11 protein-coding genes and 3 pseudogenes are annotated in these 16234 nt (G+C 58.9%); 10 read left to right on the top strand and 4 right to left on the bottom strand.

The window, feature by feature from the left end; all coding sequences use genetic code 11:
- The first annotated feature begins 106 nt into the window (after positions 1-106).
- The 8 genes and pseudogenes from ACVDG8_RS37315 to ACVDG8_RS37280 all read left to right on the top strand — a co-directional run bounded on the left by ACVDG8_RS37315 (position 107) and on the right by ACVDG8_RS37280 (position 10014).
- A pseudogene (locus ACVDG8_RS37315) lies at positions 107-1601 on the top strand (aldehyde dehydrogenase).
- Positions 1602-1957: 356 nt separating this feature from the next.
- Positions 1958-2968, top strand: coding sequence for an ABC transporter permease (locus ACVDG8_RS37310; RefSeq protein WP_455707914.1), 1011 nt, complete (start codon positions 1958-1960; stop codon positions 2966-2968).
- 46 nt (positions 2969-3014) lie between these two features.
- Entirely contained in the window at positions 3015-4043 is a 1029-nt protein-coding gene (locus ACVDG8_RS37305) for a substrate-binding domain-containing protein (RefSeq protein ID WP_447250626.1), read from the top strand.
- 156 nt (positions 4044-4199) lie between these two features.
- Positions 4200-5591, top strand: a complete 1392-nt coding sequence (locus ACVDG8_RS37300) for an aldehyde dehydrogenase family protein (RefSeq protein WP_447250625.1) — start codon at positions 4200-4202, stop codon at positions 5589-5591.
- Between the two features lie 604 nt (positions 5592-6195).
- Entirely contained in the window at positions 6196-7185 is a 990-nt protein-coding gene (locus ACVDG8_RS37295; protein ID WP_455707913.1) for a hypothetical protein, read from the top strand.
- Positions 7186-7261: 76 nt separating this feature from the next.
- A complete protein-coding gene (locus ACVDG8_RS37290; protein WP_447250623.1) occupies positions 7262-7627 on the top strand; it encodes a Rieske (2Fe-2S) protein in 366 nt (121 codons plus the stop codon).
- Positions 7628-7939: 312 nt separating this feature from the next.
- Positions 7940-9262, top strand: a complete 1323-nt coding sequence (locus tag ACVDG8_RS37285) for an amidohydrolase family protein (RefSeq protein WP_447250621.1) — start codon at positions 7940-7942, stop codon at positions 9260-9262.
- The gene (locus ACVDG8_RS37280) at positions 9259-10014 is read left to right on the top strand and encodes an oxygen-binding di-iron domain-containing protein (protein WP_447250620.1); all 756 of its coding nucleotides are present in this window, start codon (positions 9259-9261) and stop codon (positions 10012-10014) included. The genes ACVDG8_RS37285 and ACVDG8_RS37280 overlap by 4 nt, the downstream gene beginning before the upstream one ends.
- Positions 10015-10048: 34 nt before the next feature.
- Here ACVDG8_RS37280 and ACVDG8_RS37275 read toward each other — a convergent pair whose 3' ends face one another.
- A complete protein-coding gene (locus ACVDG8_RS37275) occupies positions 10049-10237 on the bottom strand; it encodes a hypothetical protein (RefSeq protein WP_455707912.1) in 189 nt (62 codons plus the stop codon).
- Between the two features lie 70 nt (positions 10238-10307).
- Between ACVDG8_RS37275 and ACVDG8_RS37270 the strand changes: the two genes are divergently transcribed.
- Positions 10308-10919: a hypothetical protein gene (locus ACVDG8_RS37270; RefSeq protein ID WP_455707911.1), complete on the top strand. Its 612-nt coding sequence runs from the start codon at positions 10308-10310 to the stop codon at positions 10917-10919.
- A 63-nt stretch (positions 10920-10982) separates the two neighbouring features.
- Positions 10983-12443, top strand: coding sequence for an aldehyde dehydrogenase family protein (locus tag ACVDG8_RS37265; protein ID WP_447250618.1), 1461 nt, complete (start codon positions 10983-10985; stop codon positions 12441-12443).
- A gap of 163 nt (positions 12444-12606) precedes the next feature.
- On the opposite strand, the pseudogene ACVDG8_RS37260 reads toward ACVDG8_RS37265, so the two are convergent.
- From ACVDG8_RS37260 to ACVDG8_RS37250, 3 genes and pseudogenes are all read right to left on the bottom strand, one after another.
- A pseudogene (locus ACVDG8_RS37260) lies at positions 12607-14261 on the bottom strand (GMC family oxidoreductase).
- Entirely contained in the window at positions 14179-15342 is a 1164-nt protein-coding gene (locus ACVDG8_RS37255) for a branched-chain amino acid ABC transporter permease (RefSeq protein WP_447250617.1), read from the bottom strand. Before ACVDG8_RS37255 ends, ACVDG8_RS37260 begins: the two are co-directional and overlap by 83 nt.
- Positions 15342-16228: pseudogene (locus ACVDG8_RS37250) on the bottom strand (branched-chain amino acid ABC transporter permease). The gene ACVDG8_RS37255 and the pseudogene ACVDG8_RS37250 overlap by 1 nt, the downstream one beginning before the upstream one ends.
- Positions 16229-16234 lie beyond the last annotated feature (6 nt).

The following is a 16234-nucleotide window of genomic DNA, read 5'->3' as shown; positions in this document are numbered from 1 at the left end:
CAAGCCGGCTGCATGGACAGTTCCGATGCGGCACAACGGTTCCTCATCCGGCAAAGGGTGAGGTGTTGCCAATCAAGGCCAATGGATCGCTTAGGAACGTTTCTGCATGACCTCCAATATTCCCGTCCAGCATGCGGATCGCTTTTTCATCGGAGGCCGGTGGCGCGCGCCGTCGAGCGGTTCCACGATTGATGTCATCAATTCGGGCACGGAAGAGCTGTTCGCGACGGTTGCCGAAGCGCAGGCTGCCGACATAAACGCTGCGGTGGCCGCGGCCCGTGACGCGTTCGACAAAGGCCCGTGGCCCCAGCTGACGCATGCCGAACGCGCCGTTTATCTGAAGAAGATCGCCGAAGAGGTCGACCGGCGTTCGGACGATTTCGCCTTGGTCTGGACGACCGAATCCGGAATCGTGAATCATGCCGCGAAGGCGCGGCTTTCCGGTGTCAGCGACACGTACCGGTACTATGCCGGCCTGGCAGAGACATTTCCGTTCGTAGAACGTCACACGCCCAAGGCTGGCGGAAACGTGGGCTTGCTCGTGCGTGAACCTGTCGGCGTCGTCGCTGCCATCATCGCATGGAACGGACCGCCCGGCCTGATAGCCAACAAGTGTGCACCAGCTCTTTTGGCCGGCTGCACGGTCGTCCTGAAGTCTTCGCCGGAAGCGCCGCTGGCAGCTTACATGATGGCCGAAATTTGCGAGAAGATAGGATTGCCGGAAGGCGTCTTCAACGTGGTGACCGCAGACCGCGAGGTGTCGGAGCTGCTCGTCCGGCATCGTGACGTGGACAAGGTGACATTCACCGGTTCCACCGCCGCCGGCCGTAAGATCGCGTCCCTTTGCGGGGAACGCATGGCTCGATGCACGCTGGAACTGGGGGCAAGTCGGCAGCGGTCGTGCTGGAAGACTACGATGTGGGACTGGCAGCCAAGACCATCGCGAGCCGGGCGCCCTATCTGACGGGGCAGGTTTGCTCGGCGCTGACCCGTGTCGTGGTGCCGCGCGGCCGTCACGACGAATTCGTCGACGCGTTGAGCGCCGAGTTCGTCCAGGTGAAGGTCGGCGACCCGTTCGATCCGGAGACCGGGATGGGGCCGCTGGCGATGCGGCGCCATCGCGATCGCGTCGAACACTACATCGAGGTCGGCAAGAAGGAGGGGCCACCCTTGCGTCAGGCGGCGGGCGACCGTCGCATCTCAATCGTGGGTTCTTCATCGAGCCGACGGTGTTCGCGCATGTCGACAATCATTCGACGATCGCGCGCGAGGAGATTTTCGGGCCCGTCCTGGCCGTCATATCGGCGGAGGACGAGAGCGACGCCGTGAACATAGCGAACGATAGCCCATTTGGTCTCAACGGCTCCGTGTTCACAAACGACATTGATCGCGCTTATGCCGTCGCGCGGCAGATGCGATCCGGCACGGTCGGGCACAATTCCTTTCGAACCGACTTCAGCATAGCCTTCGGAGGCTTCAAGCAGTCGGGCATCGGCCGGGAAGGAGGACGAGAGGGCTTGCTGCCGTTCCTTGAAAGCAAGACATTGATCATGGACGACATGCCAAAGGCCGCGGATCAGGCCTTGAAAGGGGCCGCTTAGCTTCGCCGGTGCCCGCTGAGCCGGGTACGACGGTTGCAGCCAACGGCCTAGACGTTGCCGTCTTGAAAAATGAGACTGGTTAGTCCTATATTTTTGTTGACTCGAAAAGAATGTTTCCGCTCTCCTGCAGCGGTAGGGTAGGCATGATCGTCGTCGAGACTACCGACGTGCGGGGGATCGAGGTGACGCTGTCGGCCCGACCGGTTGACTTGGTTGCCGCTGAAGGGGAGGCCGTTGCGGATGGCGAAGCGCCGATGTCCAGCAGTCCATCGGCGCCCGATGCGGGCCACTCTGCTATCCGGCGCTCGGCGGCATCGGGGAACAAGCTACGCTGTTGACTTGCTGACGGCTCGCAAATGACGACTACAGACAGCCCCGTGCCTGCACTCGGGGGCGGCCGAGACAACGGTCCGGACGCGTTTTCCCAGTCTTCGGGTCTGCTGGCGTTCTTGTCGAGACGATCGTGGCTGGGCGCCTTCGTCATCACGCTGGCGCTTTGGGCGCTCGGCGTCGTGGCCTCGGGAAATTTTTCTTTTTCGTTTCTGGCCAACAATGCGACAATCGCGGCGTTTCTGGCATTGGCAGGCGTGGCGCAGATGATCGTCATCGCGAGCGGGCCGGGAAATTTCGATCTGTCGCTGCCATATATCGTGACCTACTCAGCCTATGTGATGAGCGCAGGTTTCTTTGGCTATGATGACATCTGGGCGTCTCTGGCGCTCAGCCTTATCGTGGGCGTCGCTTCGGGGTTGCTCAACGCTTTCCTGGTAACGAAACTCCGCATTCCGACGATTGTGGCCACGCTGGCAACAGGGTACATCCTCTACAGCCTGACCCTGAAAGCCCAGTCGTTGGGGACCGGTACCACCGCCGGCGATTTCCAGGATGTCCTGCGGACACGGTACCTTGGTTTCCCGAGCGTGTTCTATCTCATCATCATCGTCTTGATCGCGATGAGCGTGCTCCTGGCGTTTACGGTCTACGGCCGCAAACTCCATGCCATGGGGCAAAATCGCGAGGCGGCGCGCCTGGCCGGCGTTCGGCTGGATCGCATGACATTTGCCACATTTGCCCTGTCGGGCCTGATCTCGGCTGTGCTTGGAATCCTGTTGAGCACGTTCCAAGGTGGCGTATCGGCGGATCTTGGAAATACCTACCTGCTGGGTTCGGTCGCCGCCGTGGTCGTCGGCGGCACCAGCATTGCCGGGGGGATAACATCGGTCATCGGAACGGCAATCAGGGCACTCCTTGTCACGCTTGCCTTGACCGATCTGGACATATTGCGCGTCGACCCGAGCATCAAGGCGATCGTGCAAGGACTGATCGTCATCGTCACTGTTTGCATAAGTGGCATCCGGCGACCGTAAAGAACTTGACCTGCATACTGCGCGCGGAAAGAAGGTGAACACCTCAATGAAAAAACTGATCAGTAAAGCCATAGCATTCTGCGGGGCCGTTGGCCTGTGCATCGCACTTTCGGGGCCGTCATTTGCCGATGACGCCAAGAAAGTGGTGATCGGCATTACAATGCCATATCTGGTCAACACTTGGCAGGTTGCGATCGTCAAATCGGCAAACTGGGCCGTCGATCAGCTGAACGCCAAGGGCGCGAATATCGAACTCAAGGTCGTGGACGCGGGAAGCGACCCACAAAAGCAAATCCAACAGGTCAACAACATGATCGTCGAGAAGGTCGACTTCCTTCTGATCAACTCGACGTCCGACACTGCGATCAACGGCGCAATCGACCGCGCGCTCGACGCCGGCATTCCGACGATCGTGTTCGCAAGTGGCCCCGTCACGGACAAACGGCCCTACCAGCTTCACTTCGACTACGCCGAGATGCAGAAGATCACAGTCGACTACATTGCTAAGCGCATCAACAACAAGGGTCAGGTTCTCAACATTCGCGGATTGGCGGGCATGGGAGCGGACACCGCGTTGCAGGATGATCTAATGGCCGCACTGAAGGCCTATCCCGACATCAAGATCGCCGCCGAGATGCATGGCGACTGGAACCAGTCCACAACCCAGTCGCGCTTGACATCGCTTCTACCCAGCCTGCCCAAATTCGATGCGGTGTTCACGCAGGGCGAAATGGCCTACGGCGCGGCGCAGGCTTTCCAGGCCGCCGGCATCGACCTGCCGCTGATCGTCATGGGAGTGAGCGGTTTCGACCTCAATCTGCTGCGCAAATTGAACAAGCAGTCAGGTTACGATACAATCGCCATCACGACCGACGCCGGCATCGGAAGCGTGGCGATCAACATGGCTTGGGCCATGCTCCATGGAAAGACACCGCCCAATAAGATCAGCTACGGTCCTCTCATTCAAATCTCGGCGGAGACCCTGAACAAGGACTTCCCGAACATAAAAGACAATGAGTCGGCGTATTATAATTTCGACTACGACTGGACTTTGAAGAACATCTTCAAAGAGTGAGGACTGCGATTTCCGGCTTGGCGCAGGAATGTTCGGCGCCGGCCGTCTCGAAACACAACGACAAGCAAGGCAACGTATCAGATCGGCCCAATGGTTGGGCCGACCTGGCATTTGCCGCAAGCTTGTGGCGAAATGAAACTCTAAAGCGAGGCGACAATGCTCGAATTGCTCATCAACGGGAAGCTCGTCAAAGGCGCTTCCGCACTGGACGTGGTAAATCCTGCTACCGGGGAGGTTTTTGCCACCTGCGCGCGCGCATCGCTCGCTCAACTCAACGACGCGGTTGCCGCAGCCAAAGCAGCGTTCCCGGCCTGGGCGGCGCTGCCTCACGCAAAGAGGCAGGAATACCTCAACAAGGTCGCCGATGTGCTGGAGGCGAACCACGAGGACGTGGCCCGCATATTGACGCAGGAGCAGGGAAAGCCCCTGCCGGAGGCCACCGGCGAAGTCGTCTGGGCAGCCATGGGCATTCGCGACATCGCCAAGATCGAATTGCCGGTCGAAGTGCTCGAAGACAGCGCGACACGGCGCATCGAAAACCATCGCAAGCCGCTCGGTGTGGTTGCCGCAATCAACCCCTGGAATTTCCCGATCATAACGCCGGTGCTGAAGATCGCGCTCGCTTTGACGGCAGGCAACACGGTTGTCTTGAAACCGGCGCCGACCACGCCGCTTTCGATGTTGCGCTTCGGCGAATTGGTGAAAGACATATTGCCGCCGGGCGTCATCAACATCATAGCCGACGCCAACGATCTCGGCGATGCGCTGTCCGGTCATCCCGACGTTGCGTCCGTGACCTTCACCGGTTCGACGGCAACGGGCAAAAAGGTGATGGCCAGCGCAGCAGAAACGGTCAAGCGCGTGACCCTGGAACTGGGCGGGAACGACCCGGCCATCGTGCTCGACGATGTCGAACCAAAGAAAGTCGCTCCCGATATTTTCGCACGGGCTTTCGGCAATGCGGGGCAGGTATGCGTCGCCATCAAGCGGCTTTACGTTCACGACTCGATCTACGACGCGATGTGCAAAGAGCTTGTTTCCCTGGCCAAGAACGCCGTGGTCGACGATGGGATGAAACAGGGAACTACCCTCGGCCCCGTTCAGAACAAAGCCCAATACGAAAAGCTCAAGGGTTTTCTTGCCGACGCGCGCCGCGACGGCAAGGTGATCACCGGCGGCAATGTCATCGACCGCCCTGGCTATTTCATCGAGCCGACGATCGTAAGCGACATAAAGGACGGGTCGCGCCTTGTCGATGAGGAGCAATTCGGCCCAATCCTGCCGGTCATTCGGTTTTCTGATGTCGACGATGTGGTGCAACGGGCCAATGCGTCGCTTTATGGGCTGACAGCCTCCGTATGGTCGGCCAACAAGGAAAGGGCATACGAGATCGCGAACCGGATCGAAGCCGGATCGATCTGGATCAACAAACACAACGACATCGTGACACATGCGCCGTTTGGCGGTACCAAGCAATCTGGCTTCGGCGTCGAATTCGGCCTCGACGGCGTCAAGGAGTTCACCCGGCCGCACGTCATCAGCATTTAAGACGGCGTCCGACACCTCGTCCTGATAAGTCCGGCGGCCATTGGTTCCTCAAGGTAGGAATGAAACCGCGGATAGCCGAAGCTTTCGAGACTTTTGTCATCTGGGGTGCGGCCGTAGAGGCCGCACCCTTTTCGACCCCGGCCGCGGCGTCGCGTTTGCCGAAATTCAGGTCCGTACTCTGGGGGGTCGACGGGGCAGGTCCGGCTTCCCATCGACCATGCTCCCGCTCCGGACGGCATCGCGCCATCAAAGCGTAAAGGCCTCCGGCGACCTTCCTTCGCCGATCTCAAAAGCGGATCGACGGCCATTCCGCCAACTCCTGTCCGCACATACGAACGCGTACATTTCAGCCACTGCAAGCCGCCTGTTCCCGGAGCCGGAAGCGCCGGGGCCGATCCCGCAGATGAATGGCAACCGCACCCGGTTCAGGCGGCGCGAAACCCTGACGCCCTTTCGTCCTATAAAATGGGACTACAATATCCCGAAATATGTGTTGACAACATCCCGGAATTCGCCTCTTTATTTATGGCACCAATACCATGGGAGAGGCGAATTGGACGGTCTTAGAACAGTTCCAGGGCTTGCCGAGGGTGCAGATGTCCTTGTGCGCGATTTCATGGCGGTCTCTGCGAACGAGGCCGTGCTGATCACGGCTGATACCTCTTCGGACATGGTAGCCGTCCAGGCCGTCATGCAGGCCGTCGTCGCAGCCGGCGCGCGCCCGACGGTACTGGTCATCCCGACACTCCCGTTCCAGGGCGCCCTCGCCGACCCATACGTGCCGAAGACGGTGACGGCCGCCGGGCAGAACTGCGATGTTTGGCTCGACTTCACGTGGCCTTACCTTGCGGGATCGCACGCATATGACGCAGCGATGAAAACGAACAAAGTGCGCCACCTTCTGCTCGGTGACATCGGGGCAGGAGGGCTGTCGCGCATTTTCGGCGGGGTCGATCTGTCCAGCTACTTTGAAGTGTTCCACGAATTCTACTCGATCATCGAGAAGTCGATTGGAAAGACCGTTCGGCTTACCAACGATCTCGGGACTGACGTGACCTATCTCCTGGCCAAGCCGGGCATACCGAAGCCAAGGCGCTGCGAGGTTCCGGGAACCTATGTCGTGCCCGGCGGCGTATCGATCTTCCCCGAACTGGAATCGGTGAAGGGTGAAGTCGCCGTCGACTATGTCTTCCATGAATATTACTGCCGACCCAGGAAGCCGTTTGTCCTCCGGGTCGACGGCAAAATCAAAGATTTTTCCGGCGGCGGCACCGACGGCGTCGTACTAGATCGTGCGCTGAAGCGGGCCGGCGGCGGTGCTTACGGATATGTTATCCATTTCACCAACGGCATCCATCCGGCCACGCGAATGACCGGAACGTCGTTCATCGAAGACATACGCGTGCCCGGCAACAACGCCGTCGGCCTCGGGTTGCCCTGGTGGGTCGATGGCGGTGGGGAAAACCACCCCGACGCGATCATCACGCAGCAGTCGGTGGAAATAGACGGGCAGCTGATCGTCGAGAACGGCAAAATCATTGCTTCGGACAAGCTCGCCAAGATGGCGGACGAGTTGAAGCCGATCTGGCGCTGATCCTGCACAAACTTTCGCTTCTGGTTTAATTGCCGCGCAAAGGCGCCGCAATGCGGATTTAGATCAAGGAAGATAGATGAACAAAATCGCAGTTGGAGATGTTGGAGATTTCGACGGCTCCTCTCCGCGCTTGCTTCGTCTGGAAGACTATGAGATCGGTGTCTACCGCCGCGGGGATAAATTCTACGCGTACAAGAACCTCTGCCCCCATATGGGTGGTCCGGCCTGTGAAGGGCTGACGATGCATAAGGTCGAGGACGTCATCTCGGAAGACAAAACCTATCATGGCCAACGCTTCAACATGGACGAGGAGCATATCGTCTGCCCCTGGCACGGTTATGAATTCCATATCGAATCGGGCCGTTGCGTGGTCAATCCGCGCGTTGGCCTGAAAGAATACAAGACGTTGCTCGAGGGCAGCACGGTTTATGTCCTCGTTTGATTCCGAGAAGCTGCTCAAAAAGTCTTTCCGAAGTGGAAGCTTACATCAGCGCTGCACGAAGTCAGATAGAGACGGGGCATTCGGTGGAGCACGTGTCAGCGGACGTCGTTCACAAGATCAATGAAATCGGCGTTCAGCTCTACGCGATACAGAGGCGCCTTCAACGGGATCCCGGGTATTTTTCGTCGCCTCAGGCGGTTGGCGCTACAGAGGTCATGGTCGCCGCATCCGCAATGCTGAAGAGCGCCAATCTGGAGGTCTTTGAATTGGGCATGTGGCAGACGTGGTCTGGAACATAGTGCGGGGGTTGAGATGAGACTGCCGACGAGTCATGAGGCATTGTCGATCGAGGAGTTCGACACCTCAAGCTATCTGGAGAACGCCAGACGGCAGGCCGTAAAAAGAAATTATAAAGATTTCATGATCGTCGATGTCGACGCTCATCATTTCGAAACGGACCGTTTCGCTGAAATCATCGAATATATCGACGATCCGGTGCTTCGCCAGACAGCGAAGAGCGCGCAGCAATCAGGCCGCTCGTTCCTCGTGCCGACCCAGCCGGCCTCGCAGGATTTGGGCGGGCGCATCACGCGCTTCCCGTTGCGCCGCATCGAGAAGACACCCAAGGATGTCGATCCTGAAATCACCATATCGACGCGCTGGATGGACGCGGCGGGGATCGACTACATCAACCTCTTTCCGACGCCGATGCTGTTGTTGGGCCTGCATCCGCAGCCGCTTGTGGAGAACGCTCTGGCCTGGGCATATAACCGCTGGCTGGTCGAGCGGGTCTTGTCGCGGCAGGATCGCATCAAGAGCATGCTTTACCTGCCATTCAACGACCCCGACGAGGCGTTGAAGATCGTGGAGCACTTTTCCGGCAAGCCGGGCGTGATCGGCTACATGATCACCACAGTCCGAAACAGGCCGGTCCACGACAATTCGAACATGAAAGTATTCCGCGCCATAGAGGAGCGCGGTTTGCCCATCGCCTTTCACAGCGGGTTCAACTGGGGCGATCGGAATTTCGAACAGGCCAACCGCTTCATCACGGTGCATGCGCTGGGCTTCCCCTTCTACAACATGCTCCAGCTTTGCAACTGGATTACGAACGGACTGAGCGAACGCTTCCCAGCGCTCAAGGTCCTTTGGCTGGAGGCAGGGGTCGCATGGCTGCCGTTCGTCATGCAGCGGCTCGACAATGAATACATGATGCGTTCGTCGGAGGTCCCCTCTTTGAAAAAGCGGCCGAGCGAATACATCACGGACATGTTCTATGGCTGCCAGCCGATGGAAACGACCTCACAGGAGATGCTTGAGCAGACGTTCAAGTTCATAAAGGCGGAAAGTCAGCTTCTGTTTTGCTCCGACTATCCGCATTGGGACTTCGATCTGCCGAGTGTCATCTACGACCTTCCTTTCCTGAACGAGTCGCAAAAGCGAGCGATATTGGGCGGCAACGCGCAACGCGTGTTCAATCTTCCTCAATTCGAACGAAAGCTCGCCAACCTGGACAACACTGCGGCAAGACAGAGAACGACGAAGGTGGAATCCGGTCCAAGCTCATCCGATGGAAACCGTTCGACGAAGCCGGGGGCGGCCGCTCCGGACTGGAAGGAAACGCAAGAAGTATGAGTGCCATCCGCGGAAACCTTCCCCGTATTATCGGATCCGACACGATGTGGACAGGGCGATGCCTTGACGTGAACTATCAAGGCGAAGTCGTTCACTCGCATTTCAGCGCCTATCTGATCAAAGGCAGCGAAAAATGCATCATGATCGACACCGGCCATCCCATCCATAGCCGAGAGATCGAACAGGATATTGACGATTTCCTGGACGGCAGGATCATCGACTACATCATGCCGACGCATGCGGAGTTTCCCCATGGCGGCCTGATGCCCAAATGGCTGAAGAAGTTCCCCAACGCCGTCGCCATAGGCGATTTGCGTGATTACGATCTCTACTATCCTGAGTTCAAAGGGCGTATGACCTGCGTGCTGCCGGGCGATACGGTGGACCTGGGAGATCGAAAGATCCTGTTCGTGCCGGCGATATGGCGCGACATACCAAACACGCTTTGGGCGTTTGATTCCAAGACAAGGACGCTGTTCGTATCGGACGGCTTTTCGTATCTGCACTACCACCGATCCGAGCAGTGCAGCCTTTTTTCAGATGAAGTCGAGCCGCCAAATCCCGAAATGGTGCGCTTCTTCAATCACGCTTCCTTGCATTGGACAGGTTTCAACGATGTTACGGAGACGTTTTCGGACGTCGACGCGTTGTTGGGAAAACTGGATGTAAAGCGCATCGCCTCCGGCCATGGGCCGGTCATATCAAACATCGACGCCGTTCTTCCGATCATCAAAGCGGGAATGGCATCTTAAGTGCGACCTTTCAATGTCCGGTGAGTATCCAAAATCAGTTACCGAGCTCAGCAAGGGCGTCCTGTACGCGGTGGGCGGCGAGCTGCCCGCCGATCGCCCCTATACCTGGTTTCCGACCCAGGCTGAGGGCATCCTTCCCAGCCAATGCTATGTCCTGAAGAACGAACAAGATTTCATTCTCATTGATACGGGCCTCGGCATCCACCGTGATGAGATCCGCCATGGCATCGCGGCATTGATTGAGGGCGTGCCCAATCGCAGCCTTTATCTCACACGGCGCGAGCCGAGACTCGATGATCAACCTGCAATGGTTGCTGAAGGAATTCCGTTTTCGCTCGGTGTCCTGCGGCGGCGCCATCAGCCCGCTGGATTTCTTCGATTCTATGGACGAAGCCAGCGCCGAAGCGCAGCTCCAGGCCACGGCAGGGGCCAAACTGACCTGGCTTTCACCCGGCTCTGCCATTTCATTCGGGGGCATCTGCATCGAGGTGCTGAGGACGAATCTTCGCGTGCTGGCCGCCAATCATTTCTATGAATACAGGACGCGGACGTTTTTCGGCTCGGATGGCTGGTCTTTCCTGACCATGTCGCCCGGGGCAAACCGCATCAGGTCGACCAAAGACGGCATATCTAAAAAGGTGATTGCCGACTTCCTGGCGATGAAGTTCGATTGGCTGATGGGAGCGAAAGTCGATACAATTGTCGCCGAAATAGAGAATTTGGGCCGACACTATGAAATCGAACGGATTTGCGGCTCCTGCGGGTGCATCATCGAAGGCAAGGACGTTGTGCGGTTTGCGATCGGCGAGATGATCGCGGCGATCAAAATGTTGGCCGCCAAGGACCGGCCAAGCCGGTTGGCGACTTTCGATTTTGATGGTGCGCGCGCTGTCCTCGCTAGTTAGCCAAAGTCTCGACGACGGGAAGGTATGGACATGGATAATGTGACGGCCGGCCGGAGCAACGGCATGAAGTTTGTTCCGGGAGTACGGAAGCTCCTGATCGACGGCAAGTCGGTCGACGCCGTTTCGGGAAAGACATTCGAGAGCCGCAACCCGGCGACGGGCGAGCTGCTCGCGACTGTTGCTGAAGGCGGCGCAGAGGACATCGACTTGGCGGTCGCCGCGGCTCGGCGGGCGTTTGAAGGCGAGTGGAGGCGCTTTAAACCTTTCGAGCGTCAGGCGGTGCTGCTGCGCCTCGCCGATCTGATCGAAAAGAATTTCGACGAACTCACCGAGACCGACACGCTGGACATGGGGGCTCCAATCAGTCGGACGCGGGCCGGCAAGCAGCGCATCCTCGGCATGCTGCGCTACTATGCCGGCATGGCGACTTCTATCGTCGGCGAAACGATCGGCAACTCGGCCCCTGGAGACTATTTCACATATACGTTGAAGGAGCCGGTCGGCGTCGTCGGCGCGATCATCCCTTGGAATGGTCCGCTCAGCGCCAGCGTTTGGAAAGTCGGCCCGGTTCTCGCCACCGGATGCACGATCGTCCTGAAGCCTTCGGAAGAGGCGCCGCTTTCGCCGCTGCGACTTGGCGAACTGTGCCTAGAGGCCGGTGTTCCTCCAGGCGTGGTCAATGTTGTTCCCGGTTTCGGCGCAACGGCGGGTGCGGCCCTTGCCGCCCATCTCGACGTGGACAAGGTGGCCTTCACGGGCTCGAACGCGACGGGCCAGGCCATTGTCAGGGCTTCGGCCGGCAATTTGAAGCGTGTCACGCTTGAACTGGGTGGAAAGTCCCCCGACATCGTCTTCAGCGATGCCGATCTCGATGCGGCGGTTCCCGGCACGGCAATGGGTGTCTTCGGCAATTCGGGGCAGATATGCAGCGCGGGTACGCGGCTGTTCGTCGAAAGCAGCATCTATGAAGAGTTCGTCCATCGCGTCGCGGATTTCGGCAAGAAGCTGCGCATCGGAAACGGGATCGATCCGCAGACACAAATCGGTCCGCTGGTGTCGCGCCGTCAACTCGAACGCGTGATAAGCTACATCGACATCGGCGTAAAGGAGGGGGCCAAAGCGGTCGCCGGAGGCGCGCGCATGACTGAGGGCGAGCTGGCGGCGGGTTACTTCGTGGCGCCCACCGTCTTCTCCAATGTCGACAACGACATGCGCATTGCCCAGGAAGAAATCTTCGGACCGGTTATTTCCGTGATCCCGTTCAAGGGGATGGACGATCTGGTCACAAGTGCGAACGCCACCATGTTCGGCCTCGGCAGCGGCATCTGGACGCGCGACATAGGCAGGGTCCACAAGCTGGCCAAGGAGATTCGCGCAGGCACGGTTTGGGTCAATTGCTTCGGCATCCTGGACCCTGCCGTGCCGTTCGGAGGTTACAAGAGCAGCGGTTACGGCCGCGAATCCGGCATCCAGCATGTCGACGAGTATCTGAATGTGAAATCGGTCTGGGTGAAGTCCGACTAATGCCGCGAGCGGCGCCGCCTTCAGCGCAAAGCGGGTCCGTCACAGCGCTTGCCGCCACCATTTCTCCCAAGTCGGATCGGGATCCGGTCCAGCAGGGCGCTGCGCGATCTCACGCGCAATCCGTCGGCACGCTGGGCGTCCGGAACGCATGTCCCGGCTGTCATCACGTATCCACCGCGTCGGCGATCTTTTCGGCGGTCATCAGCACCGGGAAATTCGTGTTGGCAGACGGGATCACTGGAAAGATCGAGGCGTCGACAACCCGAAGCCCCTCGACGCCTTTGACGCGGCCCTGAGAATCGACCACGGCCATGGGATCGTCTTGCCTGCCCATGCGGCAGGAGCACGAAGCATGCCAAACGCCGATCGATGCCTTGCGCACGAAGGCGTCGAGCGCGTCATCGTCGTTCGTCACATCGTCGAATTTGAAGCCCTCGGTTATGAAATGTTCGACCATGTAGTGCCGTAGGAACGACGGGCCGTCCAGCATCGCGGCAGCAACGGCCGTCAAGATGCGGTTCTTTGTGCTGACAACGCCGATCTTGCGCACACGGTTCGAATAGGCCGCCGGGAAGGGCTTGTCTGTGACGGCCCGCATCGGGGCACTCATTTGCAGCGCCGCCATTCTGCGGAAACCATCCTTCAGTCGCTCGAGATCGCGGACATCGGAAAGCAGATTGAACTCGACTGCCGGCGATATGTTGGCGTCGGGAGAGGCAAGTTTCACCTGACCGGTGTCGGAATAGGTCTTGTTGACGACGATGTTGAGCGTGCCGATCCGATTGCCCACCGCGTGCCACGCCGATTTGGACAATGCCACGACCAGCATGTCGCCCTGAGGCGTTCCCGGCATGTCAGAAGAATAGCGCAACGCCATTTGCATATGGCGCTTGGTGTATGCGTTCATGCGGGCATCGGGACGCAGGTAGCACGACAACGCGACCGACGGATGATCCATGAGCCGCTGACCAACCCCCGCAAGGTTCGCGCGAACCTCGATCCCCATCTCCTTGAGATGGCCTACCGGACCGATCCCCGCTCGCAGCAAATGCGCCGGTGAATAAACCGCTCCGCAGGACAGGATCACTTCCCCGCCACGAAACTCCTGTCCAGGATCCTTCCCGCCAGTCTTCACGCCGACGCACTGCCGGCCCTCGAACAAAAGCTCGCTTACCACCGTGTCGGTCAGAATCGTCAGGTTCGGCCGGCTTCGCGTGTCCCTATCCAGGTAGCCCATGGCAGCCGATACACGCTGTTCATTCTCATTGGCATGGGTGACGGGAAGTAGCCGTCGACATACTCGCCGTTCTGATCGGGCACGAAAGCGTATCCGGCTTGCCTGCAGGCTTCCGCCACCGCCATCGAGTGCTTCGTCCAATGCTCCTTGGGGATTCTGCGAACCGGTATGGGGCCGCCCTTGCCATGATAGGGTCCACCGAAATCGAGGTCGCGTTCGACTTTCTTAAAATAAGGCAAGACGTTTTCCCAGCCCCATCCCTGAGCACCTCGCGCTTCCCACTCGTCATAATCGCCGGGCGAGCCGCGGTTTGCCATCTGGCCGTTGATGGATGAGCCGCCGCCTAGCACGCGAGCCTGTTCATATTTGCGCAACGCAGGGCGATTGCGATGAGGATCGTTCTGGCTGACGACCTCGGTGGTAACCTTGAGGTCGCTCCAATGAAACCGAGGGTCGAAATAGACGGTACCCGGATAGCTGGCCAATATCTCCTTGGGCTCATGACCGGGCGGGGTGTCCGGGCCGGCCTCGATCAACAAAACCTTGCGGCTGCTTTTGGCCGAAAGCCGATTGGCCAGCACCGATCCCGCAGTGCCGCCGCCCACGATGATTATGTCGAACACGTCCAAATACCTGTCTTGGCCTTGTTTCCAAGGCGATCCCAAAGGGCAGTCGCCCCGGCGATCCATGCGGTCGGCCGGATGGATTGCACGCCGGGCGTTGCTCATTACAAATTGCGTTTTTTAGCCGGAAGGCGAACTCGCCGATCAGGCCGCGTCTGAATGTCAGTACGCAGGTGACAAAGATAAGTCCCTGAATGATCAAAATCCAAGTGCCCTCTGACGCGAGATAATAATCCAAACCGGTAAAGATCATCGCTCCAACGAGGGGTCCGGTGAGTGTCCCAATGCCGCCAACAACCGTCATCAGCAGGACATAGCCGGAAGTCATGAAATGCACGTCGGCAAGCGTCGCGACGCCGAAGACGAGGGCTTTCATCCCGCCCGCCAGCCCGGACAGGGTGGCTGAAAGCACGAAAACCAAAAGCTTGTATTCCTGGACCTTATAGCCAAGCGAGATCGCGCGCTGCTCGTTGTCGCGGATTGATCTCAGAATATGGCCGAAAGGGGAATAAACCGTCCGGAAACACAGAAAAACCGCGAGCAAAAAAACAACGACCACGAAGGCATACATGCGATAGTCGCTCTGCAGCGACACCAGCCCAAATAGGGCGCCTCGCGGGACATCCTGTATACCGTCCTCGCCGCCGGTGAAGGGCGCCTGCAGGCAGAAGAAATACACCATCTGGGCCAGTGCCAGGGTGATCATGCCGAAATAGATCCCGGATCGGCGGATCGAAATCCATCCCGCGCACACCCCAAGGATGGCGCTGCCCACCATGGCCGCCAGGAGAGCGGCCTCCGGGGTAAAACCGTAGACCTTCGCCACATAGGCGGCGACGTAACCGCCCATGCCGAAAAAAGCGGCGTGGCCGAAGCTGACCAACCCGGCGTATCCCAAAAGGTTAAAGGCGAGCGCGAAAAGCGCGAAACACAAGATCTTCGTCGCGAAGACCGGATAAAGCACGAGCGTTGCGCCCATCGAGACAAGGGCGATGACCAGATAAATCGTGGTCGGAAAATGACGATCGTAGGCGCCCATCAAATTTCCTTCCCGAAGAAGCCGGCAGGGCGAACCAAAAGGACGGCAGCCATGACGATGAAGATGACGGTCGTCGACGCCTGCGGATAGACAACCTTCGTCATCCCTTCGATGACGCCGAGTGCAAGTCCGGTCAGGATCGAGCCGAATATCGAGCCCATCCCGCCGATGACCACAACGGCAAAGGCCGTGATCAAAAGAGACGACCCCATGGCCGGATTCACCGAATAGATCGGGGCCGCGAGAACACCGACGAAGGCGGCCAGCGCCACGCCGCCGGCATAGGTGAGCGTGACGACGAGCGGCACGTTGATGCCGAGCGCCTGCACGAGGGGGCGTTCTCGGTTGCCGCCCGCAGGGTCGCCCCCAGGCTTGTGCGCTCTATCAGGAGCCATGTCAAAATGCACATGCCGACGGCGACCAGGACGACCCAGACCCGGTACACCGGCAGCATCATGAAGCCGAGATTGATCATGCCTCCCAAAACCGGGGGAACCGGGAAAGGCTGGCCAGCACTGCCGAACGCGTCGCGTATGATGCCTTCCAGCATGAGCGAAAGGCCGAATGTCAGCAGCAAGCCGTAGAGGTGATCGAGGTGATACAGGCGCCGCAGCATGGTGCGTTCGATCAGGACGCCGAAAAGACCGATCAGCAGGGGCGCCAAGAAAAGGGAAGCGAAGTAGCCGATCCCCGCATAGTTGAACAGTGCCCAGGCGACATACGCTCCAAGCATGAACATCGCGCCATGGGCAAAGTTGGAGATCTTCAGCAGGCCGAAGATCACCGCCAGACCAAGTGCCATCGACGCATAAAAGGCGCCATTGATAAGACCCAGCGTCAATTGGGTGTACAGAAGAATTGCCGGATAACCAAGGATCGTGGTCATGTCGCC

The organism is Mesorhizobium sp. ORM8.1 (assembly GCF_053005525.2).
This window is presented reverse-complemented; position numbering and strand designations above follow the sequence as displayed.

What these genes read in the sequence shown, in the direction of transcription:
- ACVDG8_RS37310 (WP_455707914.1), top strand. Translation starts at nt 1,958, where the DNA reads ATGACGACTACAGACAGCCCCGTGCCTGCACTCGGGGGCGGCCGAGAC.
- ACVDG8_RS37305 (WP_447250626.1), top strand. Translation starts at nt 3,015, where the DNA reads ATGAAAAAACTGATCAGTAAAGCCATAGCATTCTGCGGGGCCGTTGGC.
- ACVDG8_RS37290 (WP_447250623.1), top strand. Translation starts at nt 7,262, where the DNA reads ATGAACAAAATCGCAGTTGGAGATGTTGGAGATTTCGACGGCTCCTCT.
- ACVDG8_RS37285 (WP_447250621.1), top strand. Translation starts at nt 7,940, where the DNA reads ATGAGACTGCCGACGAGTCATGAGGCATTGTCGATCGAGGAGTTCGAC.
- ACVDG8_RS37280 (WP_447250620.1), top strand. Translation starts at nt 9,259, where the DNA reads ATGAGTGCCATCCGCGGAAACCTTCCCCGTATTATCGGATCCGACACG.
- ACVDG8_RS37255 (WP_447250617.1), bottom strand. Translation starts at nt 15,342, where the DNA reads ATGGGCGCCTACGATCGTCATTTTCCGACCACGATTTATCTGGTCATC.
- ACVDG8_RS37265 (WP_447250618.1), top strand. Translation starts at nt 10,983, where the DNA reads ATGAAGTTTGTTCCGGGAGTACGGAAGCTCCTGATCGACGGCAAGTCG.
- ACVDG8_RS37270 (WP_455707911.1), top strand. Translation starts at nt 10,308, where the DNA reads ATGATCAACCTGCAATGGTTGCTGAAGGAATTCCGTTTTCGCTCGGTG.
- ACVDG8_RS37275 (WP_455707912.1), bottom strand. Translation starts at nt 10,237, where the DNA reads ATGGCGGATCTCATCACGGTGGATGCCGAGGCCCGTATCAATGAGAAT.
- ACVDG8_RS37300 (WP_447250625.1), top strand. Translation starts at nt 4,200, where the DNA reads ATGCTCGAATTGCTCATCAACGGGAAGCTCGTCAAAGGCGCTTCCGCA.